Here is a 25,037-nt window from a genome sequence, read left to right on the forward strand (position 1 = left end):
CGCTCAGCCGTCGCCCGGCACACGCTCTGCCCGATAGCTGAAGGTCGTGACGGTCGCGCCCTCGCGGCGGGCGTAGTCGCGCGCGAACGAGTCGAGCGCGTCGAGCTCGCGCCGCAGCTCGGGTGACCGCGCCTCGTCGAGCATCCGCGCCGTCTCGGCGTAGGCGCGCTTCTGGTGCGCGGGCGCGAGCTCGTCGATCGGCAGCTCGGCGCCCTCCGCGAAGGCGCGGCGCTCGACGATCGTGCGGTCGGTCGGCCCCTGCGGTCCGCCCGTCGCGACGACGAAGTCGTCGCTGTGCCGCACCGCGACACCGCGGATGCCCTCCGGCAGCTCGATCCCGCCGCCGGGGTCGCCGTAGGTCTCGAGCCCGACGGCGTTCCAGCGTCCGGATGCCGCCACGGCATCCGCGACGAGCCCGCCCTGAGAGAACCCCACGAGCACGACCTCGTCGTCGGCGGTGATGCCCGCATCCGCCATGGCGAGCTCGGTCGCGCGGATCGACCCGGCGGGCAGCCCCGCGACGCCCGCGACGTTGCTCGTGAGATCCCACGGCTCGGCCTCGGCGAAGGGCGAGAACGTCTGCGTCGGGGCGACGTAGACGACGTAACGGGGCGGCTCCCCCGGCACCTCGTAGCGCTCGATGCGTACCTGGCGCTCGGCGGGCACGCGCTCGAGCCGCTCCGCGGCGCCCGCGGGGGCGCCGTGCGCGCGCTCCTCGGACACCCGCTCGACCTTGACCTTCGTCTCGGCGAACATGGTGCCGCCGCTCGCGCCGCCCGCCCCGATGAGGGCGCCCGCGCTCGTGCCGACGCCGATGACGCCGAGCCCGTGCTCGCCGAGCAGCCCCGCGAGCACGGGCGGAGCGCCGGCGAGCGCGAGCGCAGCGTCGTCTGCGCTCATGACCGCGCGACGGACCAAGCCCGAGAACTCCGGGCTCGTGATGAGCTCGGGGTGGTCCACGAGGTAGCGCTGCATCGCCCGCTTCTTGTCGTCGTCGCTCCCGGGCACGATCACCCACGCGGCCAAGGCGGCGAGCGCGACTCCGGGCAGCGCGAAGACGGCGGCCCGGGTGAACAGCGCCGTCCCCCACTCCGCGCCCAGGTCGTGCAGCCAGGTGGAAGCTCGCTCGCCGGCCTCGTAGAGACCCTCGGCCATGGCGACCGCGACCTGCAGCCGACGCAGCTCCGCTGCGAGCCCGAAGGCGTCGGCCTCGCATCCGTCGACCTCCGCGCGCAGGGCCCCGGGCGCCAGATCGAGGCCGAGGAGCGCGAGCTCGTGAGCGTCACGCTCGACCTCGTCGGCGAGGCGGGCGAGCTCGGGCAGATGGGCGAGGAGCGCGTCGGTTGCGACGAGCACCGAGCCCCCGGCACGCACGACGAGCGGCGTCGCAGCCGCGGGGTCGGGTGCGGCGGGGACCGCAGGTGCCGCGACGATCGTCGCGGGGTCAGCCGAGAGCACGCGCGTACTCCTCCCGTGCGAGAGCGACGGCGCGACTGAGCCGGTCGGCGAGGCGAGCGAGGTCGGCCGCGGCGACGACGGCGCGCATCCGGTAGGCCGTGTAGGCGGGGCCGCGCCACGCCGACTCCTCGATGATGGGCGGGCGCGCCGCACGCACGGCGGCCGCGCGGTGCAGGTGCGCGAGCTGCTGCAGGTGGATCGCTGCGCGCTCGGGGTCGATGGCCGGCATCCGCTCTCCTTCCTTCTCCGGAAAAGCGTGCCCGCCGACGCATCGCCGCGACGGCGGGGCAACCCGGATCGTGGACGACCCCGCCGCGGGCGCCCCGGGGAGGAGGGGTGTCGGAGCGACCGGCGACAGGCCACAATGGGCGCCATGACGCCTGAGCGGACGAGCGCGCCCGACGCGTTCCGCATCTGCTTCGTGTGCACCGGCAACATCTGCCGCTCCCCCATGGCCGAGGCGATCATGCGCACGATCGTGGCCCGCACGGGCTACAGCGCCCAGATCGCCGTGACCTCCGCCGCGACCGGCGACTGGCACGTGGGCGAGCACGCCGACCCGCGCACGATCGCCGCGCTCGAGGCGCACGGCTACGACCCCGGACGCCACCGCGCGCGGCAGTTCGACCCCGCGTGGTTCCCCGAGCTGGACCTCGTCGTCGCGTTCGACCGCGGGCACGAACGCGTGCTGCGCCAGTGGGCGCCGTCCGAGGCCGACCAGAGCAAGGTGCAGCTGCTCCTGGGGTTCGACCCCGAAGCTGCGACAATGGACGTGCCGGATCCGTACTACTCGGACGCCGCCATGTTCGACACCGTGCTTGTCGCGATCGAACGGGCCTGCACATCGCTCTTCCGGCAGCTCGAGCCCGCCATCCGACAGGGAGTCCCGTGAGTCCGCTTCCCCCCCAGCCGCTCAGCCCCCTCGACGGGCGCTACCGCGCCGCCGTCGAGGGCCTCGGAGACCACCTCTCCGAGGCGGGCCTCAACCGCGCGCGCGTGCACGTCGAGGTCGAGTGGCTGCTCTTCCTCGCCGACAACCGGATGTTCGGGGCCGAGCCCGTCGACGCCGAGCAGGCGCGCTCGCTGCGCGCGTGGGCATCCGAGTTCGGCCAGCCGGAGATCGACGAGCTCGCCCGCCTCGAGGCGACCACCCGCCACGACGTGAAGGCCGTCGAGTACCTCGTGCGCAAGCGCCTCGCCGAGCAGGGCCTCACCGCGCTCGCCGAGCTCACGCACTTCGCGTGCACGAGCGAAGACGTCAACAACCTCTCCTACGGGCTCACCCTGCGCGCCGCGCTCATCGACGTGTGGCTGCCGCGCTTCGACGCCGTCGTCGAGAAGCTCCGCGGCCTCGCGCTCGAGCACCGCGACGAGCCCCTGCTCGCTCACACCCACGGCCAGCCCGCGACGCCGACGACGTTCGGCAAGGAGCTCGCGGTGTTCGTGCACCGCCTCCGCCGCCAGCGAGACCGCATCGTGGCCGTCGAGTTCCCCGCGAAGTTCTCGGGCGCGACCGGCACCTTCTCGGCCCACGTCGTCGCCGACCCGGATGCCGACTGGCCGACTCTCTCGCGCGAGTTCGTGACCTCGCTCGGCCTCACCTGGAACCCGCTCACGACCCAGATCGAGTCGCACGACGGCCAGGCGGAGTTGTTCGGCCGCATCGCGCACGCCAACCGCATCCTGCACAACCTCGCGACCGACGTGTGGACCTACATCTCGATGGGCTACCTGACGCAGATCCCGCAGCCGGGCGCGACGGGGTCGTCGACGATGCCGCACAAGATCAACCCCATCCGCTTCGAGAACGCCGAGGCGAACCTCGAGCTCTCGAGCGCGCTCCTCGACTCGCTCGCGTCGACGCTCACGACGAGCCGCCTGCAGCGCGACCTCACCGACTCGACGACGCAGCGCAACATCGGCGTCGCCCTCGGCCACTCGCTGCTCGCGCTCGACAACCTGCTCAAGGGGCTCAGCGAGATCGCCGTCAACCCGGATGCGCTGGCCTCCGACCTCGACGGCAACTGGGAGGTGCTCGGCGAGGCGATCCAGACGGTCATCCGCGCCGAGGTCACCGCCGGACGCTCGTCGATCGCCGACCCGTACGCGCTGCTCAAGGAGCTCACGCGCGGCAAGCGCGCCACCGCCGAGGACCTCGCGGAGTTCATCCGCGGCCTCGACATCGGCGACGCCGCGAAGGAGCGCCTCCTGGCGCTCACGCCCGCGAGCTACACGGGGCTCGCGTCGGAGCTCGTCGACTACCTCGACGCCTGAGTCGGCGCGGGGTCGATACGTCCCGACGTCGGGACGGCCGATGCGGCCGCGCCGCGGCTCAGTGGGCCGGCGGGTTCGAGCGGGGGTCGCGGTGCACGGAGCCCGCGGTGCCGGATGCGGCATCCGGGTCGACGGGGTCGACGCGGTCGTCGTCGTAGCGGGGTCCCGCGGCGATGAGCAGGGTCGCGAGGATCACGAGCGAGGCGATGAACGCGACGCCGGCCATGATGAGCGAGAGCCCCCACTCACGGCTGCCCATGAAGACGAAGCCGCCGACGAAGACGCCGAAGATCGCGGCCATCCCGAGCAGCTCGGCGGGGCGCATCCGATCGCGGCGGCTGGGGGCGGGCGTCTTGTCGCTCATGCGGCGACCTCCTTCGGGGCTGCCTGACGGGCCAGGCGCAGGCTGACGGCGGCGATCGCGAGCTGCACGCCGACGATGACGGCCCACGCTCCGAGCAGGCCCACGAGCAGCACGTCGGCGGTGACGGTGCCGGTGTAGACGACCTCGCCCTTCTCCTCGACCGCGTACGGGTCGGTGTAGCTCTGCGGCACGAGCAGGAACACGAGCCCGAGCAGCACGGCGAGCGCGCCGGTCGCGATCCAGTCGCGCGCGACCGGTCGGGTGCGACGGAAGCGGATGCCGTTGACGGTCTCGAGGGCGCCCGCGATGATCCCCCACGCGCTCACGAGCAGCACGAGCGTGCCGACGCCGCGATCCGGGATCGAGAGCGCCGCGATGCCGGCGAGCGCCGTGACGACGCCCTGCAGGAGCACGAGACCCCGGATGCCGCGGTCGGCCCGCAGGCCCGATGCGAGGAGCACGGCGGCCCACAGCACGGCGAGCACGCCGAAGCCGACGAGGCCGAGCCCGGACGAGTGGTCGGGGCTGAAGGTGACGACCACCCCGAGCACGAGCGCGGGGACGGCTCGTGCGAGCGGAGCGACCCAGTTATCCGGCGCTCCGAGAGCGGGCGAAGCTTCGGTGGGCACCCGCCCATCCTACGTTCGCAAACCGTGAGAACCCGCCGACGGTGGGGCGACCGCGAGGGCGGGGGGCCGGACGCCGGGGGCGGCACACAGGGAAACGGTCGCCCCCGGCGTCCGGGGCTCACGTCATCCCTTCACGGCACCGGACACGAGGCCGCCGACGACGTAGCGCTGCAGCGTCATGAAGAGGACGAGCACGGGGATGGATGCGACGACGGCGCCCGCGGCGAAGAGGCCCCACCGCGACGCGAGCTGGTTCGACACCCACTGGTACATGCCGACGGCGAGGGTCCAGTTGTCCTCGCTCGTGAGGATGATCTTGGCGAGGATGAAGTCGCCGAACGCCGAGATGAACGCGAGGAGGCCGACGACCGCGAGCACGGGCCGCACGAGCGGGAAGATGAGCTGCCAGAAGATCTGGGCGTGCGAGGCGCCGTCGATCTTGGCCGACTCGTCGATCTCGACGGGCACGGTATTCATGAAGCCGTACATGAGGAAGGTGTTCGCGCCGAGCGCGCCGCCGAGGTACACGCAGATGAGCGCGATCTTCGAGTTGATGCCGAGCACCGGCACGACCTCGCCGAGCGCGAGCAGCATGAGGAACACGGCGATGAACGCGACGGTCTGCGGGAACATCTGCACGATGAGCAGCGCCGTGAGGCTCGTGCGCCGGCCGCGGAAGCGGAACCGCGAGAACGCGTACGCCGCCGCGGCGCCCATGACGACCGCGCCCACCGCGGTGATGGCGCCGATGAGCAGGGTGTTGCCCACCCACATCCAGTAGCTCGTGCCGCCGAGCCGCACGAAGTTGTCGAGGGCGACGGCCGAGAACAGGCCCGTCGAGGCGGACAGGCTGCCGCGCGGGTTGAGCGCGGCGGAGAGCACGTAGACGAGCGGGAACGCCGAGAAGAACACGACGGCGAGCGCGAGCGGGTACTTCCAGCCCACCTCGAGCACCCAGCGGATGCGGCGGGCCTTCTGGCGGGGATCGCGCGTGGCGCTGACGGTGGACATCACTGGATCTCCTCGAGCTTGCGCGTCTGGCGGAACGCGAGCGCCGAGACGGCGCCGATGACGATGAAGACGATGATCGAGAGGGCGCTCGCGAGACCGTAGTCGGCGGTGCCGCCCGCGACCCCGGAGATCTTGTAGATCGCCGAGATGAGCAGGTCGGTGGCGCCGAGCCGGGCGGTGTTGGCGTCGAACGCGGGCCCGCCGTTCGTGAGCATGTAGATGATCGTGAAGTTGTTGAAGTTGAAGGCGAACGACGAGATCGCGAGCGGCGCCGTCGACACGAGCAGGAGCGGCAGCATGATCGAGCGGAAGCGCCGCCAGCGGCCGGCTCCGTCGATCGTCGCCGCCTCGATCGTCTCGCCCGGCAGCGACTGGAGCGCCCCGAGGCACACCAGGAACCAGTAGGGGAAGCTCAGCCACAGGTTCACCCACAGCACGGCGAAGCGCGCGAGCCACGGGTCGCCGAGCCAGTTGATGTCGGCGCCGAAGAAGAAGAGGTCGTTGACGATGCCGAACTCGGCGTTGAACATGCCCCGGAACAGCAGCGCCGACATGAACGCCGGGAAGGCGTACGGGAGGATGAAGAGCGTGCGCAGCACGCGCCTCGCGCGCACCCGCGGATCGTTGTAGACGATCGCGAGGAACAGGCCGAGCGCGAAGCTCGTGAACACGGTCAGCACGGCGAACGCGAACGTCCATCCCGTCACCTGCAGCAGCGGCCCGGCGAGCGCGGGGTCGGTGAACGCGCGCACGTAGTTGTCGAAGCCGACGCCCACGATCCATCCCGTGAGCAGGCGACTGCCGTCGGGGGCGACGAAGAGTCCCCGGGAGTGGTCGGCCTCGTAGACGAGGCCCGTGTCGACATCCGTGATCGTCTGCGCCTGCTCGTCCCACACGAGGTTGGAGCGGTAGACGGCGGCGCTCGAGCCGTCGCGCGTGCGGAGGGATCCGTCGTTCGGGTCGTCCGAGATGGGCACGCGCAGCTCGGCGACGCGCTGCTGCAGCTCGGGGTCGGTGAGGAGCGTGCCCTTCGGCACGAGCGTCCAGCCGGGCACCTCGGTGGGCGCGCCGAAGCCGGAGGCGCTGCCCGCATCCGCGAGTCCGTCATCGGGGCCCCCGACGCGGAGCGTGCCGTCGTCGACGATCGCGAAGCCGAGCTCGCCGCCGCGCTCGACGACCGTGAGCGGATAGCTGGGCGAGTTCTCGACGCGCCGCTCAGACTGGATGAGGGCCGCGTCAACGGCCTGCTGCATGCTGCCCGCGTGCCCGGTGCCGTAGTTCGTGAACGCGACGTAGCCCGTGTAGCCGAGCGTGAACACCTGGAACGCGAGCAGGAAGACGAGCCCCGGGTAGAGGTACTTGAGCGGCAGCGCGCGCCGCGTGAAGTAGATGATGTCGGCTGCCGCGAGCAGCACGATCGAGACGCCGAGGATGATCCACGACTCGGTGCCGATCGCCGAGACGATGACGGCGAGGCCGAAGGCGTTGACGAGCGCCATGAGGGCGAGCTTCACGAGGAAGCCCCATCCGATACCGCGCCAGCGCTGCGCGTGGGACTCCTGGGAGATCCTCTTCGATCTGCGGGCCGTGTCGGCCGGCATTGGTTGCTCCTGACGGGTCGGGGTCGGGTGGTGGGAGCGGGGGGCGGATGCCGGGGGCGGGAGGGCGGATGCGGTCCCGCCCCCGGCGCTCAGGTCAGCCCGCGAGGGCCGCCGTGAGGTTCTCGATCATCGTGTTCCACGTCGACACGGGGTCGGCGCCGCTGATGATCTGCGACTCGGCCGCGTTCCAGAAGTCCCACACCGAGCCCATCTCGGGGATCGACGGCATGGGCACGCCGCTCTGCGACGAGGCGACGAAGCCCGCGATGATCGGGTCGCTCGAGACCTCCTCGGCGAGGGTGCTCCACGCGGGGATGCGCGGGTCGGCCTCGTAGAGCGCGCGCTGCGCCTCCTCGGTGCCGAGGTAGTTCACGAGGAACTCCTGGGCGAGCAGCTTGCTCTTCGACTGCGACGACAGGTAGAAGCCCTGCACGCCCACGAACGGGGAGGCCTCCTGGCCGCCCGCCGACGGGATCGGGTTCACGACGACGTTGACGTCGGGGAAGGCGCTGATCGCCCACGGCCCCTGGATCGTGTACGGAGCCTTGCCCGAGTTGAACAGCTCGTTGTTGGTGTCGTAGTCGATCGTCGTCGAGAGGATGCCGGTGCCGGCCGAGCCGTTCGCGGCGAGCCACTGCGCGAAGGCCTCGCCCGCGGCGCCGCCCATGCCGACCTCGCTCGTGTACGAGCCCGACTCGTCCTGCACGAAGACGGGGGCGCCGAACGACGTCTGGAAGCCGTACATCGTGTAGCCGTCGCCCGTCTCGCCGTTCGTGTTGATGACGAAGGGGCGCTCGGTGCCGGCCGCCTGGCCGCGGGCGATCATGTCGTCCCACGAGCTCGGGGCCTCGGTGCCCACGAGGTCGGCGTTCTGGATGAGGGCGATCGTCTCGAGCGAGTACGGGAGGGCGTAGAGCTGCCCGTCGTAGGTCATCGCCTCGAGAGCGACGGCCTCGAAGTTCGAGGCGTTGTCGCCGAGGTCGATCGTGTCGACGACACCCGCCGTCACGAGGGCGCCGAGCCAGTCGTGGGCGCCGACGGTGATGTCGGGACCCTCGCCGGTGGGCACCTGCGCGATGAAGTCGGCGCGCAGGTCCTCGAAGTTCTTCTGCACGAGGGTGACCTTGGCGCCGGTCTCCTCGGTGAACTTCGCGGCGGCGGCCGTGATGGCCTCCTCGCGCTCGGCATCCGTCCAGATGACGAGCTCGGCCTCGGAGCCGGTGCCCGGGTCGTCGCCCGTGGTGCTGGTGCAGCCAGCGAGCACGAGAGCGGAGGCCGCGGCGACGGCGCCGAGACCCAGCAGCTTGGTGCGCATGGTCGTTCCTTTCCTTGTCATGACGCTGTGTCTCCCGTGGCCCCGTGCGGGGTCCGGACGACGGCGACGGCGCCGCCGGGGAGTTCGAGGGCGCCCTCGACGGGCGCGTCCGCGAGCAGTTCGCGGCCGGTGGCCGGGATGCGCGCGGGGGTGTCGCGGTGGTTGACGGCGACGAGGTAGTCGGTGTCGGGGCCGCGGCGGGTGACGAGCTCGACGCCCTCGGGGGCGTCGGCGGGGGCGAGGCCGGCATCCGCGTAGACGTCGGCCATGACGGCCGCGAGCCCTGCGGGATCGAGGCGCGTGCTGACGTACCAGGCGTGGCCGCGGCCATGGGAATGGCGCGTGACGGCCGGGCCGCCCGCGGCGGGGCCGCCCTGGTGCACGCCGCGCACCTCGGCGCCCTCGAGCACGAGGTGCTCCTGCCACGCGTCGGCCGTGAGCTCGGCGCCGCCGTATGCGACGGTCGTGACCTCGCCCTCGCGCAGCGGCAGGAACTCCTCGACGCGGAGGCCGAGGGCGGTCGCGAGCGGGGCGCCGTAGCCGCCCTCGTGCACGCGGTCGTGCTCGTCGACGACCGCGGCGAAGTAGGAGACGACGAGCGTGCCGCCGCCCGCGACGTAGCGCTCGAGGTTGGCGGCGCCACGGGCCGTGAGCAGGTACTGCGCGGGCGCGATGACGAGCGGGTACTGCGCGAGGTCGTGCGTCGGCAGCGCGAAGTCGACCGTGATGCGGTCGCGCCAGAGCCGCTCGTAGTAGGCGCGCGTGCGCTCCTTGTGGTCGAGCTCGACCGAGGGGCGCCACTCGAGGTCCTGCGCCCAGGCCGACTCGAAGTCCCACAGGATCGCGGCATCCGCGACGACCCGCGAGCCCTGCACCTCGGCGAGCTTCCCGAGGTCGGCGCCGAGCTGCACGACCTCGCGCCACACGCGCGACGAGGTGCCGGCGTGGGGAAGCATCGCCGAGTGGAACTTCTCCGCGCCGGAGCGCGAGGCACGCCACTGGAAGAAGAGCACGGCATCCGCCCCGCGTCCGAAGTGGGCGAGCGAGTTGCGCGCCATCTCGCCCGGGCGCTTCGCGACGTTGCGCGGCTGCCAGTTGACGGCGCTCGTGGAGTGCTCCATGAGGATCCACGGCGCGCCGCCCGCGACCGAGCGCGTGAGATCGGATGCCATGGCGAGCCCGATCTCGTTCTCGGGGTCGGCGGCCCACGGGTAGGAGTCGTCGGAGACGACGTCGACCTCGGCGGCCCACTTCCACAGGTCGGTGGTCCAGCTCTGGTTGGCCATGAAGTTCGTCGTGATGGGCTGCGTCGCGTGCGCGCGGATGGCGTCGCGCTCGGCGCGGAAGCACGCCCGCAGTTGCGCGTCCGTGAAGCGCGCGAAGTCGAGCCGCTGGGCGGGGTTGACGACGCTCGGGGCGATCGCGGGCGCGCCGACGTGCTCCCACGCGGTGTAGCGCTGGCCCCAGAAGGCCGTGCCCCACGCGGCGTTGAGCGCCTCGAGGTTGCCGTAGCGCTCGCGCAGCCAGGTGCGGAACGCGGCGACCGAGTGCGCCGAGTAGTCCTCGCCGACGGGCACGCCGTACTCGTTGTGCACGTGCCACAGCACGACGGCGGGGTGGTCGGCGTAGCGGGCGGCGAGCGCGCTCGCGATGCGCACGATCGCCTCGCGGTAGGCGGGCGCGGAGTGCGACGCCATGCCGCGCGAGCCGAAGCCCATGACGCGGCCGTCGCGGTCGATCACGCGGGCATCCGGATGCGCGGCGAAGAACCACGCGGGCGGCGACGCGGTGGGCGTGCCGAGGTCGACGCGGATGCCGTTCTCGTGCAGCAGGTCGATGACCTCGTCGAGCCACGCGAAGTCGAACTCGCCCTCGGCGGGCTCGAGGAGCGCCCACGAGAAGATGCCGACCGAGACGAGGGTGACGCCTGCCTCGCGCATGAGGCGCACGTCGTCGCGCCACGTCTCGCGCGGCCACTGCTCGGGGTTGTAGTCGCCTCCGTAGGCGATCCCCCGCAGGGCGGGCCATGCGCTCGTCGGTTCCACTCGTGACACTCCATCGGGTCGGCCCGGCATCGGGACTGACTGTGACCGGTCCCAGTATGTTGAGCGGCCTTCGCGGGCGCGAGTGCGCGAGCGCATCCGTTATCGAACTGTGACCGGTCCCAGGAAGCTCCGCTCGGTATAGAGTCCCCTTCGTGGAGGAGACGATCGCGCCGAGGCGCAAGCCGACGATCCGCGACGTCGCCGCCGCCGCCGGGGTCTCCCGCGGCACCGTCTCGCGCGTCATCAACGGCGGCCACTGGGTGTCGCCGGATGCACGCGCGGCCGTCGAGGACGCCATCCGCCGCACAGGCTTCACGATCAACCATGCGGCCCGCAGCCTCGCCACGGGTCGCGCCGGCTCACTCGCCTTCCTGCTCACCGAGCCCCAGCACCTGCTCTTCGACGACCCGACCTTCGCGCTCCTCCTGCGCGGCGCGGCCGAGGCACTCACCCAGCGGCGCATGACGCTCGTGCTGCTCGTCGCGGGCACCGAGCAGGAGCGCGACAACGTCGAGCACTTCGTGAGCACGGGCCACGTCGACGGCGTGCTGCTCATCTCCTCGCACGAGGCCGACCCGCTGCTCGACCGCCTCGTCGCGGCCGGCGTGCCGACCGTCGCGTGCGGCATCCCGCTCGGCCACCAGGGCCAGGTGCCGACCGTCTCGGTCGACGAGGCCGGATCGGCACGCGAGATGGTGCGCTACCTGCGCGCCCAGGGGCACCGCCGCATCGCGATGATCGCGGGACCCCACGACACCCCCGGCGGCAAGTACCGCCTCGAGGGCTTCCGCGACGAGCTCGGCGACGACTTCGATCCCGCCCTCGTCGAGGAGGGCGACTACAGCCAGGAGTCGGGCACCGTCGCCATGGAGCGCCTGCTCGCGCGCGCGACCGACATCGACGCGGTCTTCGCGGCATCCGACCTCATGGCCTCGGGCGCGCTGCTGACGCTGCGCAAGGCCGGCCTGAGGGTGCCCGACGACATCGCGCTCGCGGGTTTCGACGACTCGGGGCTCGCCGCGACCCTCGAGCCCTCGCTCACGACCATGCGCCAGCCGTGGGAGCAGATCAGCCACGAGATGGTGCGGCTGCTGCTCGACGTCATCGACGGGGCACCGAGCGAGGAGCTCATCCTGCCGACGACGCTCGTCGTGCGCGAGAGCGCCTGAGCTCCGGAGCCGCTCGACGGCTCAGCCGGCGGCCGCCGCGACCGCTTCCTCGACGGTCGTGTGCCTGAAGGCGAACCCGGATGCCGTGAGAGCCGCCGGGATCACGCGCTGGTCCGCGAGCAGCAGGTCGCGACCGGCGTCGCCGAGGGCGAGCGAGATCGCGAAGCCCGGCGCGGGCAGCCAGTAGGGGCGGTGCGCGTCGGCCGCGACGGCGCGGGCGACCCGGTCCGCGGTCGCGGGCTCGGGGCCCGCGAGGTTGACGGGGCCGCGGAGGCCGCTGTCGTCGATCGCGTGCACGAGCGCGGCGACCTCGTCGTCGAGCGAGATCCACGGCCAGTGCTGCCGGCCTCCGCCGAGCGGACCCGCGAGCCCGAAGCGCGCGAGCATCCGCAGCGGCGCGGTCGCGCCCTCCGGCCCGATCACGAGTCCCGTGCGCGCGAGCACGATGCGCGTCGCGGCGGGCGCCTCGAGCGCGGCCGCCTCCCACGCGCGCACGACGCCCGCGAGGAACCCGCCGCCGGGCGCCGCCTCCTCGCTGAGCTCCTCGCCGGGCCGGTCGCCGTATACACCCACCGCGGAACCGCTCACGAGCACGGGGACCGGCTCGCCGGCATCCGCTCGCGCGTGCAGCGCGCCCACGATCGCCGTCGTCGCCTGCACGCGCGAGCCGAGGATCGCCGTGCGGCGCCTCGGCGTCCACGGCAGCTTCGAGATCGACTCGCCCGAGAGGTTCACGACGGCGTCGGCGCCCGCGAGCGCGACGGGGTCGAGGTAGCCCGTCGCGGGGTCCCAGGGGAGCTCGTCGGAGCCCTCGGGCGCGCGGCGCACGAGCACGGCGACGTGATCGCCCCGCTCGCGCAGGCGCTCGACGAGGGCGCGCCCGATCATGCCCGATGCTCCCCCGACGACGACCCGCATCCGCTTCCTCCTCAGCTCTCGGAATCTCAGCGTCTCGCAGCCTCAGCGCCTCACAGCGCGAGCGCGCGGTGCACGGATGCCACGGCGCTCGACCCCTCGCCCACGGCCGCCGCGACGCGCTTCATCGAGCCGCGGCGCACATCCCCCGCCGCGAAGACGCGCGGCATCGACGTCTCGAACGGCAGCGGATCGCGGCCGAGCGCCCGCCAACGCTCGAACGCGGGCGCCGTGACGTCGGTGCCCGTTCGGAGGAAGCCGTCCGCATCCGTCTCGAGCGCGCGCAGCCACCGCGTCGCCGGCTCGGCCCCGATGAAGCAGAAGAGCCCGCGCGCCGCGACCTCGCCCGCCGAATCGATGTCGACCGCTCGCAGCGAGGAGTCGCCGCCGAGCCCCACGATGTTCGAGCCGAGGTGCACCTGGATGCGCGGGTCCTCCTCGAGTCGGTCGACGAGGTACGACGACATGCGCGACCCGAGCTCTCGCCCGCGCACGACGAGGTGCACGGGGCATCCGTTCGAGGCGAGGTAGAGGGCCGCCTGGCCCGCGGAGTTGGCGCCGCCCACGACGACGACGGGCGACTCGGCCACCTGCCGCAGCTCGAGCGGCGTCGCGGCGTAGAAGATGCCCGACTGCTCGAAGTCGCTCCAGCGGTCGAGCTCGAGGCGGCGGTACGCGGCGCCCGAGGTGATGATCGCGGCGCGCGAGCGGATGATGCGCCCGTCGACGAGCGTGACGTCGAGCAGGCCGTCGACCTCCTCGAGCGACACCGCCTCGCACGGCGCGTAGACGCGCACGCCGAACTTGAGCGCCTGCAGCGTCGCCTGGCCGATGAGGTCGCCGCCGCTCACGCCGAAGGGGAAGCCGAGGAAGTTCTCGATGCGCGACGTCGCCGCCGCCTGCCCGCCCGGCGCGACGGCGTCGAGCAGCACGGTGCTGAGCCCCTCGGATGCGCCGTAGATCGCCGCCGCGAGCCCCGCGGGGCCGCCGCCGATCACGACGAGGTCGACGAGGTCGGGGGTCGTCGCGTCGTAGGCGAGGCCGAGCTGCTCGGCGACGAGGCCGGGCGTCGCGTGCAGGATCGGCTCGCCGCGGATGAACGCGATCGGCAGATCCTCGGCGCGGTAGTTGTGGGCGGATGCCGCGTCGGTCGGCGAGATCGTGAAAGCCGTGTGCACGAGGTCGAGCCTCTCGGCGAAGCGCCGCAGGGCGAGCAGCTCACCGGAGTCCGGCGGTCCCACGAACTTCAGCGTCATGGCGGCCGAGCCGCGACGCAGCGACTCCCGCCGCGCCCACAGCGCGTGCAGGATCAGGTCGCACAGCTCGTCGTCCTCGTTCATGATGCGCCGCAGCTCGGCACGGTCGACGATCCGCACGCGCGACGGCACGGATGCGCGCGCCGAGAGGAACGCGCTCTGGCCGTTGAGCAGGCCGAGCTCCCCCGCGAACCCGCGTGGGCCGACGCGCGCGACGACCTCCCCGCCCATCCACACGAGCGCGTCGCGCACGATCTCCACCTCGCCCTCGTCGACGAGCACCAACGGGTAGTCCCGGTCGCCCGCGCGCACGAGCTGCTCCCCCGCCTCGACGTCCCGCGGCTCGCCGTGGGCTGCGAGCCGCTCCCACTGCGCATCCGTCAGCGGCGGCGAGACGACCTCGTCGGCGGCGTAGGCATCCGGCATGTCAGCTCCTCGGGGTGGCGGGGGCGTCGTCGTCGGCCCGCAGCGCGCGCAACAGCGACTGCGCGTCGAACGGCCCGACGTGGCGACGCCCGTTGATGAAGAAGGTCGGCACGGCGTCGATGCCCATGGCCTCCGCGTCGAGCACGTCGTCGCGCACGCGCGAGGCGACGGCGGCCGACTGCAGGTCGCGCTCGAACCGCTCGACGTCGAGCCCGAGCCGCTCGGCGAGCCGCACGATGTCGGACGGGCGCTGGTTCTCCTGGTCGGCGAAGAGCCCGCGCTCGAACTCCCAGAACCTCCCCTGCAGGCCGGCGGCCTCGGCCGCCTCCGCCCCGGCGAGCGCGTTCGGATGCTGGTCGACGAGCGGCGCATGGCGCCACACGTACCGCAGCTCGTCGCCGAACTCCTCCTTGAGCTCCTGCACGACGCCCGAGGCCTTCGAGCAGAACGGGCACTGGAAGTCGCCGTACTCGACGAGCTCGTAGGGGGCGTCCATCGGCCCGTACACGTGGTCGCGCTCCGGGTCGACCGGCCGCGCGAGCGTCTGGCGCGTGTCGTCGTCGGGGTGCACGGCATCCGAGATGCGGAACACGACCGTCGCGAGGAGGAAGGCGAGCACGGATGCGATGAGCACGCCCACGCGCGCCTCGTTCTGGGCGGCGGGGTCGTCGATCGCGAGGTCGACGATGAAGAGCGAGATCGTGAAGCCGATGCCGCACAGCACGGCGCCGCCCGCGATGCGGTCGAGGGTGAGGCCCGCGCCGAACTCGCCCACCCGGAAGAGCTTGAGCAGCGCCGAGGAGCCGAACACCCCGAGGAACTTGCCCGCGACGAGCCCGATCACGACGCCCCACGTGAGCGGCGACACGAGCGCGGCCGACAGGATCTCGGGACTCAGCGAGACCCCCGCGTTCGCCAGCGCGAAGAGCGGCAGGATGACGTAGGCGACGTACGGACCGTAGGCCGACTGCAGGCGCTCGTTGATCGAGATGGACTCGCGGAGGCTGTTGGCGGCCGCGCGGGCGTACTCGGTATTGGGCGACTGGCGGAAGGTGCGCGCGAGCTCGAGCGCGTGCTCGACGTCGCGGCGGTTCGGCCGGTACACGGGCACGAGGAGCGCGATCGCGACGCCCGCGAGGGTCGGGTGCACGCCCGAGGCGAGGAACGCCGCCCACACGATGATCGCGAGCGTCGCATAGACGAGACCGCGGCCACCGCGCAGGAACCGGGTCAGGTAGATGCCGGCGAGGCCGACGGCCGCGACGATGAGCGGCCACGGGGTGAAGTCCTCGGTGTAGACGAACGCGATGATGCTGAGCGCGCCGATGTCGTCGACGACCGCGAGCGCGAGCAGGAAGACGCGCAGGCGGCCGGGCACCCGCGGCCCGACGAGCGCGAGCGCGCCCACGAGGAACGCGGTGTCGGTCGAGATGACGACACCCCAGGCGTGCGCCTGCCCGCTCGGGGCGGCGATGAGCACGAAGAGCGCCGCCGGCACGACGAGCCCCACGACCGCCGCGATGACCGGCACCATCGCGCGCGACCAGCTCGTGAGCTCCCCGATCGCGAACTCGCGGCGCACCTCGAGGCCCACCGTGAAGAAGAAGATCGCCATGAGGGCGTCGTTGACGAGCGCGTGCAGCGTGACGTCGATCCGGAGGTCGCCCACGCCGAGCTCGAGGTGCGTCTCCCAGAACCCGGAGTACGACTCCATCCACCCGTTCGCCCACACGATCGCGGCGACCGTCGCGATGAGGAGCATGATCGCCCCGACCCGCTGCTGGCCCATGGCGCCGAACTTCTCGGCGATCGAGCGGTGCCTCCGGCCACGGCCGGTGCTGCTGCTCACGGGCGGTTCGCTGATCTCGACGTCCGTCATCCGTGCCCTCTCGTCGCCGTGTGGACGACACGGTACCCCGGCACGGGGGCCCCGCGCAGGGATGGAGGGAAGGTCAGACCGCCGGAGCCATGTCGGCGAAGCGCGAGAACGCGCCCTGGAAGGCGACCGTGACGGTGCCCGTGGGACCATTGCGGTGCTTCGCGACGATGAGGTCGGCCTCGCCGGGACGCGACGACTCCTTGTCGTAGGCGGACTCGCGGTGCAGCAGGATCACCATGTCGGCGTCCTGCTCGAGCGAGCCGGACTCGCGCAGGTCGGCGATCTGCGGCTTCTTGTCGACGCGCTGCTCGGGGCCGCGGTTGAGCTGCGAGAGCGCGATGACCGGCACCTGCAGCTCCTTCGCGAGGAGCTTGAGCGCACGCGAGAACTCCGAGACCTCCTGCTGGCGGCTCTCGACCTTCTTTCCCGAGGTCATGAGCTGCAGGTAGTCGATGACGATGAGCTTGAGGCCCACCTGCTGCTTGAGGCGTCGGCACTTGGCGCGGATCTCGACGAGCGTCATGTTGGGGCTGTCGTCGATGTAGAGGGGAGCGTCGGCGATGCGTCCGCGCGTGGATGCGAGGGTCGTCCAGTCCTCGCTGCGCACGTCTCCCTTGCGGAGCTTCTGCAGGAAGATGTTCGACTCGGCCGAGAGCAGACGCATGGCGATCTCGGACCGGCCCATCTCGAGCGAGAAGAACACGCTGGGCATGCCGTGGGTGATCGACGCGGCGCGGGCGAAGTCGAGCGCGAGGGTCGACTTTCCGAGCGCGGGGCGCGCGGCGATGAGGATGAGCTGGCCGGGGTGCAGGCCGTTCGTCATCTCGTCGAGCTCGCTGAAGCCCGTCGGCACTCCGACCATCTGGTCGCCGCGGCCGCTCGCGTGCTCGATCTCCTCGGTCGCCGCCTCGATCGCCGTGACGAGGGGCACGTAGTCCTCGGCCTGCACGCCGCCGGCGACGCCGTAAATCTCGGCCTGTGCGTGGTTGACGAGGTCGGTGACCTCGCCCTCGCTCGCGTAGCCCATCTGCACGATGCGGGTGCCCGCCTCGACGAGGCGGCGCAGCACGGCCTTCTCGGCGACGATCGACGCGTAGTAGCCGGCGTTCGCGGCGGTGGGCACGAGGCCCGTGAGCGTGTGCAGGTACTCGGGTCCGCCTGCGCGCTGCAGGTTGCCCGACTTCGTGAGCTCGTCGGTGACGGCGATGACGTCGGTGGGCTCGCCGTGCGAGTAGAGGGTGAGGATCGCGTCGAAGATCACCTCGTGCTTCGGCACGTAGAAGTCGGCGCCGCGCACGACCTCGAGCACGTCGGCCACCGCGTCCTTGCTGAGGAGCATGCCGCCGATGGCACTCTGCTCGGCGAGCAGATCGTGCGGGGGCGTGCGCTCGCCCTGCCACCCGTCGCGCTGACGCTCGGGTTCGGGTGCGAGTCCCAGATGGGCGATGGACACAGGCGCTCCTTCCAGCCGGAAACTACGTCGCGCCTCCGACATCGAGCCGCAGGCTCGCCGTCGTCCGGACGAGGTGGGTGGTGGTCGGCGGGTCGGGATCCCCGCGCCGGATGCAACGGTAGGCAGCCGCGAGCCGGCCCTCAAGCCGCCCTGTGGACAAGGGTGTGGACGGATGGCGGGAAACGCCGTGCGGTTTGTGAATGAGATGTGGACTTTTCGGTGGATAACTTGGGGGACGAACCCCTAAAGCGACCGCTGACCTGGACTTTCTTCGTTCACACCCTGTGTGTAGAAAGATGTTTAGAGTTCCGGTTGAGGGTTGTGAGATTCCACACCCCGCATGTGGACAGACCTCTTGACAGGGGCCCCGACAAACCAGTAGCGGCGCACCCCCGGAGGGGCACGCCGCTACAGGAGAACGGGGCCTACTTGGCCGCGACGACGTCCAGCTGGACCGACGCGACGACGTCCTGGCGCAGGCGCACGGTCGCCTCGTGACGACCCACCGCCTTCACCGGGGCGCTGAGCTCGATGGCCTGCTTGTCGAGGGTGCCGAGACCGGCCGCCTCGACGGCCGCGACGACATCCGCCGTCTTGACCGAGCCGAAGAGACGACCCTCGCGGCCCGCCTTGACGGCGAGACGCACGGGCGACTCCTCGAGCTTCGCCTTGAGGGCCTGAGCGTCCTCGAGGGTCGCGAGCTCGCGAGCGGCACGGGCCGCCTTGATCTGCTCGACCTGCTTCTCGCCGCCGCGGGTCCACTGCACCGCGAAACCCTGCGGGATGAGGTAGTTGCGGGCGTAGCCGTTCTTGACCTCGACGACGTCACCGGCCGAGCCGAGGCCGGAGACCTCGGAGGTGAGGATGAGCTTCGACATATCGGTACCCCTTAACGGCCCGAGCCCGCGTACGGGAGGAGCGCCATCTCGCGCGCGTTCTTGACGGCGCGGGCGATGAGGCGCTGCTCCTGCACGGAGACACCGGTGATGCGGCGGGCGCGGATCTTGCCACGCTCGGAGATGAACTTGCGGAGGGTCGCGACATCCTTGTAGTCGATGACGCCGACCTTGATCGACTTCGCGGGAGCGGCGTTCTTACCGCCCTTGGCTCCGCGCTTGCGGCGGTCCTGGCCGCCGCTGCTCTTTCCAGCCATTGCTGATTCCTTCTAGGTTTTCGGTCTGATCGCGCGGATCAGAACGGGGTGTCGTCTGAGTAGGAGCCGGGCGTGTTCCACACATCGCCCGAATCGGACGGAGCGGATGCCGCCCACGGCTCGTCGGCCACGGCGCTCTGCGAACGGCCACCGCCGCCACCGCCGCCACCCGAGGTGCGGGTGACCTGCGCGGTCGCGTAGCGGAGGCTCGGGCCGATCTCGTCGACCTCGAGCTCGATCGCGGTGCGCTTGTTGCCGTCGCGGTCGTCGTAGGAGCGCTGCTTGAGACGACCCGTCGCGATGACGCGGCTGCCCTTCGTCAGCGAACCCGCCACGTGCTCGGCGAACTCACGCCAGCAGGACGCGCGGAGGAACAGAGCCTCGCCGTCCTTCCACTCGTTCGCCTGACGGTCGAACGTGCGCGGCGTCGACGCGATCGTGAAGTTCGCGACGGCGAGACCCGACTGCGTGTAGCGCAGCTCCGGGTCCGCCGTGAGGTTGCCCACGACCGTGATGATCGTCTCGCCGGCCATGGCCTACTCGGCGTCCTTCTCGGCCTTCGCGGCGGGCTTGGCGGCCTTGCGGGCGGCCTTCGCCTCGTCGGCGGCGGCGAGCTTCGCGACGCGAGCCACGGCCTCCTCGGCGCGGAGCACCTTGGTGCGGAGCACGGCCTCGCTGAGCTTCAGCTGCCGGTCGAGCTCCTGCGTGGCCTCGCTCGTCGCGGTGAAGTTGACGACGGCGTAGATGCCCTCGGACTTCTTCGCGATCTCGTACGCCAGGCGGCGACGACCCCAGATGTCGACGTTCTCGATGGTGCCGCCGTCGTTCTTGATCACGTTCAGGAACTTGTCCAGGCTCGGAGCGACGGTTCGCTCGTCGATCTCCGGATCGAGAATCACCATCAACTCGTACTGATGCGTCATTGACCCACCTCCTCTGGTCTAGAACGGCTGCAGACTCTCTGCAGCAGGAGGGTTGAATGCATCGTGCTCGCAACGCGAAGGCGTGCGGGCAACCTGTTGATCTTACAGGAAGGCGAGGGGGTTTCGATACGCCGCTGCGCGACTACTCAACCAGCGGGGTTCTGCTGGCGGGCGGCCCACCAGGTGCGAAGGCGCGCCTCGGCCTCGTCTTCGGCGAGCGGGCCCTCGTCGAGCCGCACCTCGAGCAGATAGCGGTACGCCTCGCCCACCTCGGGCCCGGGGCGGATGCCGAGGATCGCCATGATCCGCTCCCCGTCGAGGTCCGGACGGATGGCGGCGAGCTCCTCCTCCTCGGCGAGCGCCGCGATGCGCTCCTCGAGCTCGTCGTAGGCGCGCTGCAGCCGCGCGGCCTTGCGCTGGTTGCGGGTCGTCACATCCGCGCGCGACAGGATGTGCAGCCGCTCGAGCTGGTCGCCCGCGTCGCGCACGTAGCGGCGCACCGCGGCATCCGTCCAGCTCGCGTCGGCGTAGCCGAAGAAGCGCAGGTGCAGACGGATGAGCGTCGAGACGGCCTTCACGGTGTCGCCGTCGAAGCGCAGCTCGCGCAGGCGCTTGGCCGCGAGCTTGGCGCCGAGCACGTCGTGGTGGTGGAAGCTGACGGCCCCGCCCGGCTCGATCTTGCGCGTCGCGGGCTTGCCGATGTCGTGCAGCAGCACCGCGAGGCGCAGCACGAGGTCGGGCGCGTGACCGCGCGCGCGCTCGAGCGCGATCGCCTGGGTGAGGGCGGTGAGCGAGTGCTCGTAGACGTCCTTGTGGTGCGCGTGCTCGTCGATCTCGAGGCGCAGCGCCGGCACCTCGGGCAGCACGAGCTCGGCGAGGCCCGTGTCGACGAGCACCCGGATGCCCGGCACAGGGTCGTGGGCGAGCAGCAACTTGGAGAGCTCCTCGCCGATGCGCTCGGCCGACACGATGCCGATGCGCTCGGCCATCGCCGCGGTCGCGGACGTCGTCGCGTCGTCGAGGGCGAAGCCGAGCTGCGCCGTGAATCGCGCGCCGCGCAGCATCCGGAGCGGGTCGTCGCCGAACGACACCTCGGGCTCGATGGGCGTGCGGAGGCGCCCGGCGAGCAGATCTTCGAGTCCGCCCGAGGGGTCGACGAGCACCTTGCCGGGCACCCGCAGGGCCATCGCGTTGACCGTGAAGTCGCGGCGCAGCAGGTCGCCCTCGAGGGTGTCGCCGAACGCGACGACGGGCTTGCGGCTCGCGCCGTCGTACTCGTCGGCGCGGTAGGTCGTGATCTCGACGGTGTCGTCGCCGAGGCGCGCGCCGATCGTCCCGAACTGGCGGCCGATGTCCCAGTGGGCGTCGGCGATGGGCGTCACGAGCTCGAGGATCTCGTCGGGCCGGGCCGACGTCGCGAAGTCGAGGTCGTGCGATTCGCGACCGAGGAAGGCGTCGCGCACGGGACCGCCGACGAGCGCGAGCTCGTGCCCGGCCGCCGCGAAGCGCTCGGCGAGGCCCCGGATGCGCGGGGAGTCGGCGAGCGCGCCGAGGCGCGCGACGGCGTCGGCCACGGGTTGCATAACGGTCGAGTCTAGACTTTCGAGCATGTCGGCCGTGTGGAACGTGAGGGCTCCGCTGTGCCGTTGACGACCCGCCGCGCAGCTCGCGCGCTCGCCGCCGCCGTCGTGGCCGCGGCGCTCGGCGTCGGCTCCGCCGCAGGGGCGACCGCCGCATCCGGGCCCCGCACCTCGGGTCCCTCGGTGTCGCCCGCGAGCGCCGAGATCACGCCCGGCAGCGGCCCCGTGTCGGTCGCCGTCGTCGTGCCGATCAGCGTGCCGGCGCCCGCGTCGGGCCTCCTCTCCTCGGAGGCGCTCGAGCGGTACACGGGGCCGTTCGGCTCACTCACCCGTCAGCTCGACGCCGTCGCCGGCACCCCCGCCGCGATCGCGCTCGACCCCATGATCGCCGCGTCGATCCGCGTGCTCGGCTCGTCGGCGCCCGCCACGGCGACGCAGTGGCTCGCGCGTCTCGAGGCGACCTCGAACGAGGTGTTCCTGCTCGCCTACGCCGACGCCGACCTCGTGGCCGCCGCGCGCACGGGCACGGTCGCCGACCTCACGCCGTCGGGCTTCGGCTTCGCGCTCGACGAGGCGAACTTCTCCCCCGCCGTCACGCCGGCCCCCACCGACGACCCGACCGCGACCCCCACCGCCGACCCCGACGCGCCGCCGCCGTTCCCCACGACCGACGACGTGCTCGCGTGGAGCACGGGCCTGCCCCGCATCGCCTGGCCGGACGCCGCGGTCGGCGCCGCCGACCTGCCCGCGATCGCCGCGGCCGGCTACGAGCACGTGCTCGTGTCGTCGGCATCCGTCGGCGAGCCCGGTGCGCCGCTCGTCGACCTCGACGGCATCCGGGGCATCGTCGCGGATGCCGCGCTCACGACCCTGCTCGCCGATGCGGTCTCGGCGGCCTCGCCGAGCGTGCGCACGACCGCCGTCGACGCGCTCGACGCGGAGCTCGGCGCCCGCACCGTCGCGACGCCGGGCCGCGGCCTCGTGCTGACCGTCGACCGCGGCTGGAACTCCACGAGCACGGGCCTCGCGGAGGTACTCGCCCGTCTCGCGTCGACCTCGAACGCCACCGCCGTGCCGCTCGCCGACATCCTCACGACGACCCCCGCATCCGCCCGCCTCGGCGATGGCACCGCGACGACCGACAGCGACGCCGTCTTCAGCTCGCTCGCCGCCGACGCCGCGGCCGAGACCGCCTTCTCGAGCGTGCTGAGCGACCCGCGCGTGCTGCTCGACCCCCGCCGTCTCGAGCGCATCTCGCTCTACTCGCTCTCGTGGCGCAGCGACGTCGACGAGTGGGGCGACGAGGTGCAGGCGTTCCACGACCGCTCGGCCGAGATCCTCACCTCGGTGAAGCTCGAGCAGGGCAGCGAGGTCGCGCTCCTCGCGCGCAACGTCGACCTCAAGGTCACCGTCAGCAACGCGCTGCCCTTCCCCGTGACCGTCATCGTCACGGCCGACCCGCGCAGCCCGATCCTGCGCGCCCGCGAGACGCGCGAACTCACGATCGAGCCGCAGTCGACCGGCACCGCCCGCATCCCCGTCGAGGCGATCGCCAACGGCGAGGTCACCGTCACCACGTCGATCGCGAGCCCCACGGGCGTGCCCATCGACGCGGGACTCGCACGCGTCACCGTGCGCGCCGAGTGGGAGGGCATCGGCACGCTCGCCGTCGTCATCCTGCTCGCGCTCGTGTTCGCCGCGGGCCTCGTGCGCCTGGTGATCGTGCGGCGCAGGGCTCGGCGTGCGCGCGCCGAGGATGCGGATGGCTGAGGACGCGGGGGCGGGCGACCGCATCGGCCGCGCGAGCGCCCTCATCGCATCCGGGACCCTCATCTCCCGGCTGCTCGGCTTCGTCAACGTCACGCTGCTCGCGTGGGTCATCGGCCTGCAGAACCCCGGCGCGAACGCGTTCTCGCTCGCCAACAACCTGCCGACGAACCTCTTCGCGCTCATCGCGGGCGGCCTCATGAGCGCCGTGCTCGTGCCGCAGATCGTGCGCGCCGCCGGGCACGACGACGGCGGGCAGGCGTTCGTCAACCGTCTGCTGACACTCGGCGTGACGGTGTTCTTCGGCGCGGGCATTCTCGCGACGGTGCTCGCGCCCGTGCTCGTGCCGCTCTACACGATCCAAGGCGACGACAGCGCGTTCGACGCCCCGACCGTGCGTCTCGCCGTCGCGATCGCGTTCTGGTGCCTCCCCCAGGTGTTCTTCTACGCGACCTACTCGCTGCTCGGCGAGGTGCTCAACGCGCGCAAGGTCTTCGGGCCCTACACGTGGGCCCCGGTCGTCAACAACCTCGTGATGATCGCGGTGCTCATCACCTTCGCGGTCGCGTTCGGCACCGACCCCGCCCACGTCGACCCGGCCACGTGGACCCCCGCGCAGATCGCGCTGCTCGGCGGCGGCGCGACGCTCGGCATCGCGGCGCAGACGGTCGTGCTCATGCTGTTCTGGCGCCGCACGGGCCTGCGCTACCGCCCCGACTTCCGCTGGAAGGGCGTCGGCCTCGGCGCGACGGGCAAGGCCGCAGGCTGGACGTTCGGCATGATCGTCATCACCCAGCTGACCGGGCTGCTGCAGACCAACGTCGCCTCGCTCGCCGGTCGCCACGACCCCTCGATCGCGGTGCTCGCGACCGCGTGGCTGCTGTTCGTGCTGCCGCACTCGATCCTCACGCTGTCCATCGCCACGCCGTACTTCACGCGGATGAGCGCGCACGCCCACGCGGGCGACCATGCGGCCCTGCGCGCCGACCTGTCGTCGTCGCTCCGCATCATCCTGCTGCTCGTGACGGGCGCGGGCGCCGCGATCGCGACGGCCGCGCTGCCGTTCGGGGCGTTCTTCGGACGCTTCCCCGCGGAGGTCGTCGGCATCAGCTCGGTGCTCATCGCCTACCTCGTGGGCCTCATCCCGTTCTCGACGATGTTCGTGCTGCAGCGCACCTTCTTCGCGCTCGGCGACACGCGCACGCCCTTCGTCATCCAGGTCGTGCAAGCCGTGACGTTCACGCTCGGCGCCGTCGCGATCGCCCTGTGGATGCCGCCGAGTCTCATCGCGGTCGGCATCGCCCTCGCGACCGCGCTCGCGAGCACCGTGCAGGCGCTCACCCTCGCGTTCGTGCTGCGCCGCCGCATCGGCGGGGTCGACGGACGCCGCATCCTCGTGCGCCTCGCGATCTACCTCGCGGCTGCGGTCGTCGCGATCATCGTCGGAGTCGGAGTGCTCGCCCTCCTCGGCGGGTTCTCGAGCGGCTTCGCCGTCGCCGACCGCTTCACCGCGTTCGTCTCGATCGCCGTCATCGGCGTCGTCGTGCTCGCCGTCTACGCCGCCCTCCTCTTCGCGACCCGCGTGCCCGAGCTGCGCACGGGCCTCGCGCCGCTCGCCCGTCTCGCCGCCCGCCTCCGCCGCCGCTGACCCGCGTTCCCGCGCTCCCCCGCTGGTCGCAGGCCACCGCGGCCCGCCAACCCGCCGGTCGAGTGCCGCCGCGGCCGCCAACCCGCTGGTCGAGTGCCGCCGCGAAGCGGCGGTGTATCGAGACCCGCCGAACGCCCGACCCCACCCCCCGTCCCCAGGAATGCCGCAGAC

22 protein-coding genes are annotated in these 25,037 nt (G+C 72.0%); 5 read left to right on the plus strand and 17 right to left on the minus strand.

The window, feature by feature from the left end:
- Positions 1-3: 3 nt before the first annotated feature.
- Positions 4-1,458: a hypothetical protein gene (locus H4J02_RS13690; RefSeq protein ID WP_187675082.1), complete on the minus strand. Its 1,455-nt coding sequence runs from the start codon at positions 1,456-1,458 to the stop codon at positions 4-6.
- Positions 1,445-1,687 (minus strand): hypothetical protein, encoded by a 243-nt coding sequence (locus tag H4J02_RS13695; RefSeq protein WP_187675083.1) that lies wholly within the window; start codon positions 1,685-1,687, stop codon positions 1,445-1,447. Before H4J02_RS13695 ends, H4J02_RS13690 begins: the two co-directional genes overlap by 14 nt.
- Positions 1,688-1,822: 135 nt before the next feature.
- Here H4J02_RS13695 and H4J02_RS13700 point away from each other — a divergent pair, with 135 nt between their 5' ends.
- Both H4J02_RS13700 and purB read left to right on the plus strand, forming a co-directional pair.
- A complete protein-coding gene (locus H4J02_RS13700) occupies positions 1,823-2,350 on the plus strand; it encodes a low molecular weight protein-tyrosine-phosphatase (RefSeq protein WP_397420139.1) in 528 nt (175 codons plus the stop codon).
- Complete coding sequence (purB, locus tag H4J02_RS13705) at positions 2,347-3,732, plus strand: adenylosuccinate lyase (protein ID WP_187675085.1); 1,386 nt, start codon at positions 2,347-2,349, stop codon at positions 3,730-3,732. Before H4J02_RS13700 ends, purB begins: the two co-directional genes overlap by 4 nt.
- Before the next feature lie 58 nt (positions 3,733-3,790).
- On the opposite strand, the gene H4J02_RS13710 is transcribed toward purB, so the two are convergent.
- The 6 genes from H4J02_RS13710 to H4J02_RS13735 all read right to left on the minus strand — a co-directional run bounded on the left by H4J02_RS13710 (position 3,791) and on the right by H4J02_RS13735 (position 10,727).
- Complete coding sequence (locus H4J02_RS13710) at positions 3,791-4,096, minus strand: hypothetical protein (RefSeq protein WP_187675086.1); 306 nt, start codon at positions 4,094-4,096, stop codon at positions 3,791-3,793.
- On the minus strand, positions 4,093-4,725 hold the full coding sequence (locus tag H4J02_RS13715) for a DUF308 domain-containing protein (protein ID WP_187675087.1): 633 nt from the start codon (positions 4,723-4,725) through the stop codon (positions 4,093-4,095). The genes H4J02_RS13710 and H4J02_RS13715 overlap by 4 nt, the downstream gene beginning before the upstream one ends.
- A 123-nt stretch (positions 4,726-4,848) precedes the next feature.
- Positions 4,849-5,736 (minus strand): sugar ABC transporter permease, encoded by an 888-nt coding sequence (locus tag H4J02_RS13720; RefSeq protein WP_187675088.1) that lies wholly within the window; start codon positions 5,734-5,736, stop codon positions 4,849-4,851.
- Positions 5,736-7,337 carry an ABC transporter permease subunit gene (locus tag H4J02_RS13725; protein ID WP_187675089.1) on the minus strand — a complete coding sequence of 534 codons (1,602 nt, stop codon included), beginning with the start codon at positions 7,335-7,337 and terminating at the stop codon, positions 5,736-5,738. Before H4J02_RS13725 ends, H4J02_RS13720 begins: the two co-directional genes overlap by 1 nt.
- A 94-nt stretch (positions 7,338-7,431) precedes the next feature.
- Positions 7,432-8,652: a maltose ABC transporter substrate-binding protein gene (locus H4J02_RS13730; RefSeq protein ID WP_187675090.1), complete on the minus strand. Its 1,221-nt coding sequence runs from the start codon at positions 8,650-8,652 to the stop codon at positions 7,432-7,434.
- Positions 8,653-8,669: 17 nt separating this feature from the next.
- Positions 8,670-10,727: a beta-galactosidase gene (locus tag H4J02_RS13735; RefSeq protein WP_187675091.1), complete on the minus strand. Its 2,058-nt coding sequence runs from the start codon at positions 10,725-10,727 to the stop codon at positions 8,670-8,672.
- 122 nt (positions 10,728-10,849) lie between these two features.
- Between H4J02_RS13735 and H4J02_RS13740 the strand changes: the two genes are divergently transcribed.
- Positions 10,850-11,866, plus strand: coding sequence for a LacI family DNA-binding transcriptional regulator (locus H4J02_RS13740; protein WP_187675092.1), 1,017 nt, complete (start codon positions 10,850-10,852; stop codon positions 11,864-11,866).
- Positions 11,867-11,887: 21 nt separating this feature from the next.
- Here H4J02_RS13740 and H4J02_RS13745 read toward each other — a convergent pair whose 3' ends face one another.
- From H4J02_RS13745 to H4J02_RS13785, 9 genes are all read right to left on the minus strand, one after another.
- Complete coding sequence (locus H4J02_RS13745) at positions 11,888-12,784, minus strand: TIGR01777 family oxidoreductase (RefSeq protein ID WP_187675093.1); 897 nt, start codon at positions 12,782-12,784, stop codon at positions 11,888-11,890.
- Positions 12,785-12,834: 50 nt separating this feature from the next.
- Positions 12,835-14,463 (minus strand): cyclic nucleotide-binding domain-containing thioredoxin-disulfide reductase, encoded by a 1,629-nt coding sequence (locus H4J02_RS13750; protein WP_187675094.1) that lies wholly within the window; start codon positions 14,461-14,463, stop codon positions 12,835-12,837.
- Between the two features lies 1 nt (position 14,464).
- Positions 14,465-16,342 carry a Na+/H+ antiporter NhaA gene (gene nhaA, locus H4J02_RS13755; protein ID WP_187675095.1) on the minus strand — a complete coding sequence of 626 codons (1,878 nt, stop codon included), beginning with the start codon at positions 16,340-16,342 and terminating at the stop codon, positions 14,465-14,467.
- Between the two features lie 73 nt (positions 16,343-16,415).
- Positions 16,416-17,795, minus strand: coding sequence for a replicative DNA helicase (gene dnaB / locus H4J02_RS13760; protein ID WP_187675096.1), 1,380 nt, complete (start codon positions 17,793-17,795; stop codon positions 16,416-16,418).
- Between the two features lie 425 nt (positions 17,796-18,220).
- Positions 18,221-18,673, minus strand: coding sequence for a 50S ribosomal protein L9 (gene rplI / locus H4J02_RS13765; protein ID WP_187675097.1), 453 nt, complete (start codon positions 18,671-18,673; stop codon positions 18,221-18,223).
- An 11-nt stretch (positions 18,674-18,684) separates the two neighbouring features.
- On the minus strand, positions 18,685-18,948 hold the full coding sequence (rpsR, locus tag H4J02_RS13770) for a 30S ribosomal protein S18 (protein ID WP_187675098.1): 264 nt from the start codon (positions 18,946-18,948) through the stop codon (positions 18,685-18,687).
- 38 nt (positions 18,949-18,986) lie between these two features.
- Positions 18,987-19,481, minus strand: coding sequence for a single-stranded DNA-binding protein (locus tag H4J02_RS13775; protein ID WP_187675099.1), 495 nt, complete (start codon positions 19,479-19,481; stop codon positions 18,987-18,989).
- 3 nt (positions 19,482-19,484) lie between these two features.
- Positions 19,485-19,871 carry a 30S ribosomal protein S6 gene (rpsF, locus tag H4J02_RS13780; protein ID WP_187675100.1) on the minus strand — a complete coding sequence of 129 codons (387 nt, stop codon included), beginning with the start codon at positions 19,869-19,871 and terminating at the stop codon, positions 19,485-19,487.
- Between the two features lie 146 nt (positions 19,872-20,017).
- Positions 20,018-21,454, minus strand: coding sequence for a CCA tRNA nucleotidyltransferase (locus tag H4J02_RS13785; protein WP_187675101.1), 1,437 nt, complete (start codon positions 21,452-21,454; stop codon positions 20,018-20,020).
- A gap of 63 nt (positions 21,455-21,517) precedes the next feature.
- Here H4J02_RS13785 and H4J02_RS13790 point away from each other — a divergent pair, with 63 nt between their 5' ends.
- Positions 21,518-23,221, plus strand: a complete 1,704-nt coding sequence (locus H4J02_RS13790; protein ID WP_187675102.1) for a DUF6049 family protein — start codon at positions 21,518-21,520, stop codon at positions 23,219-23,221.
- Positions 23,214-24,866, plus strand: a complete 1,653-nt coding sequence (gene murJ, locus H4J02_RS13795; RefSeq protein WP_187675103.1) for a murein biosynthesis integral membrane protein MurJ — start codon at positions 23,214-23,216, stop codon at positions 24,864-24,866. The genes H4J02_RS13790 and murJ overlap by 8 nt, the downstream gene beginning before the upstream one ends.
- Positions 24,867-25,037 lie beyond the last annotated feature (171 nt).

It is taken from the genome of Protaetiibacter sp. SSC-01 (genome assembly GCF_014483895.1).
Taxonomy (GTDB): domain Bacteria; phylum Actinomycetota; class Actinomycetes; order Actinomycetales; family Microbacteriaceae; genus Homoserinibacter.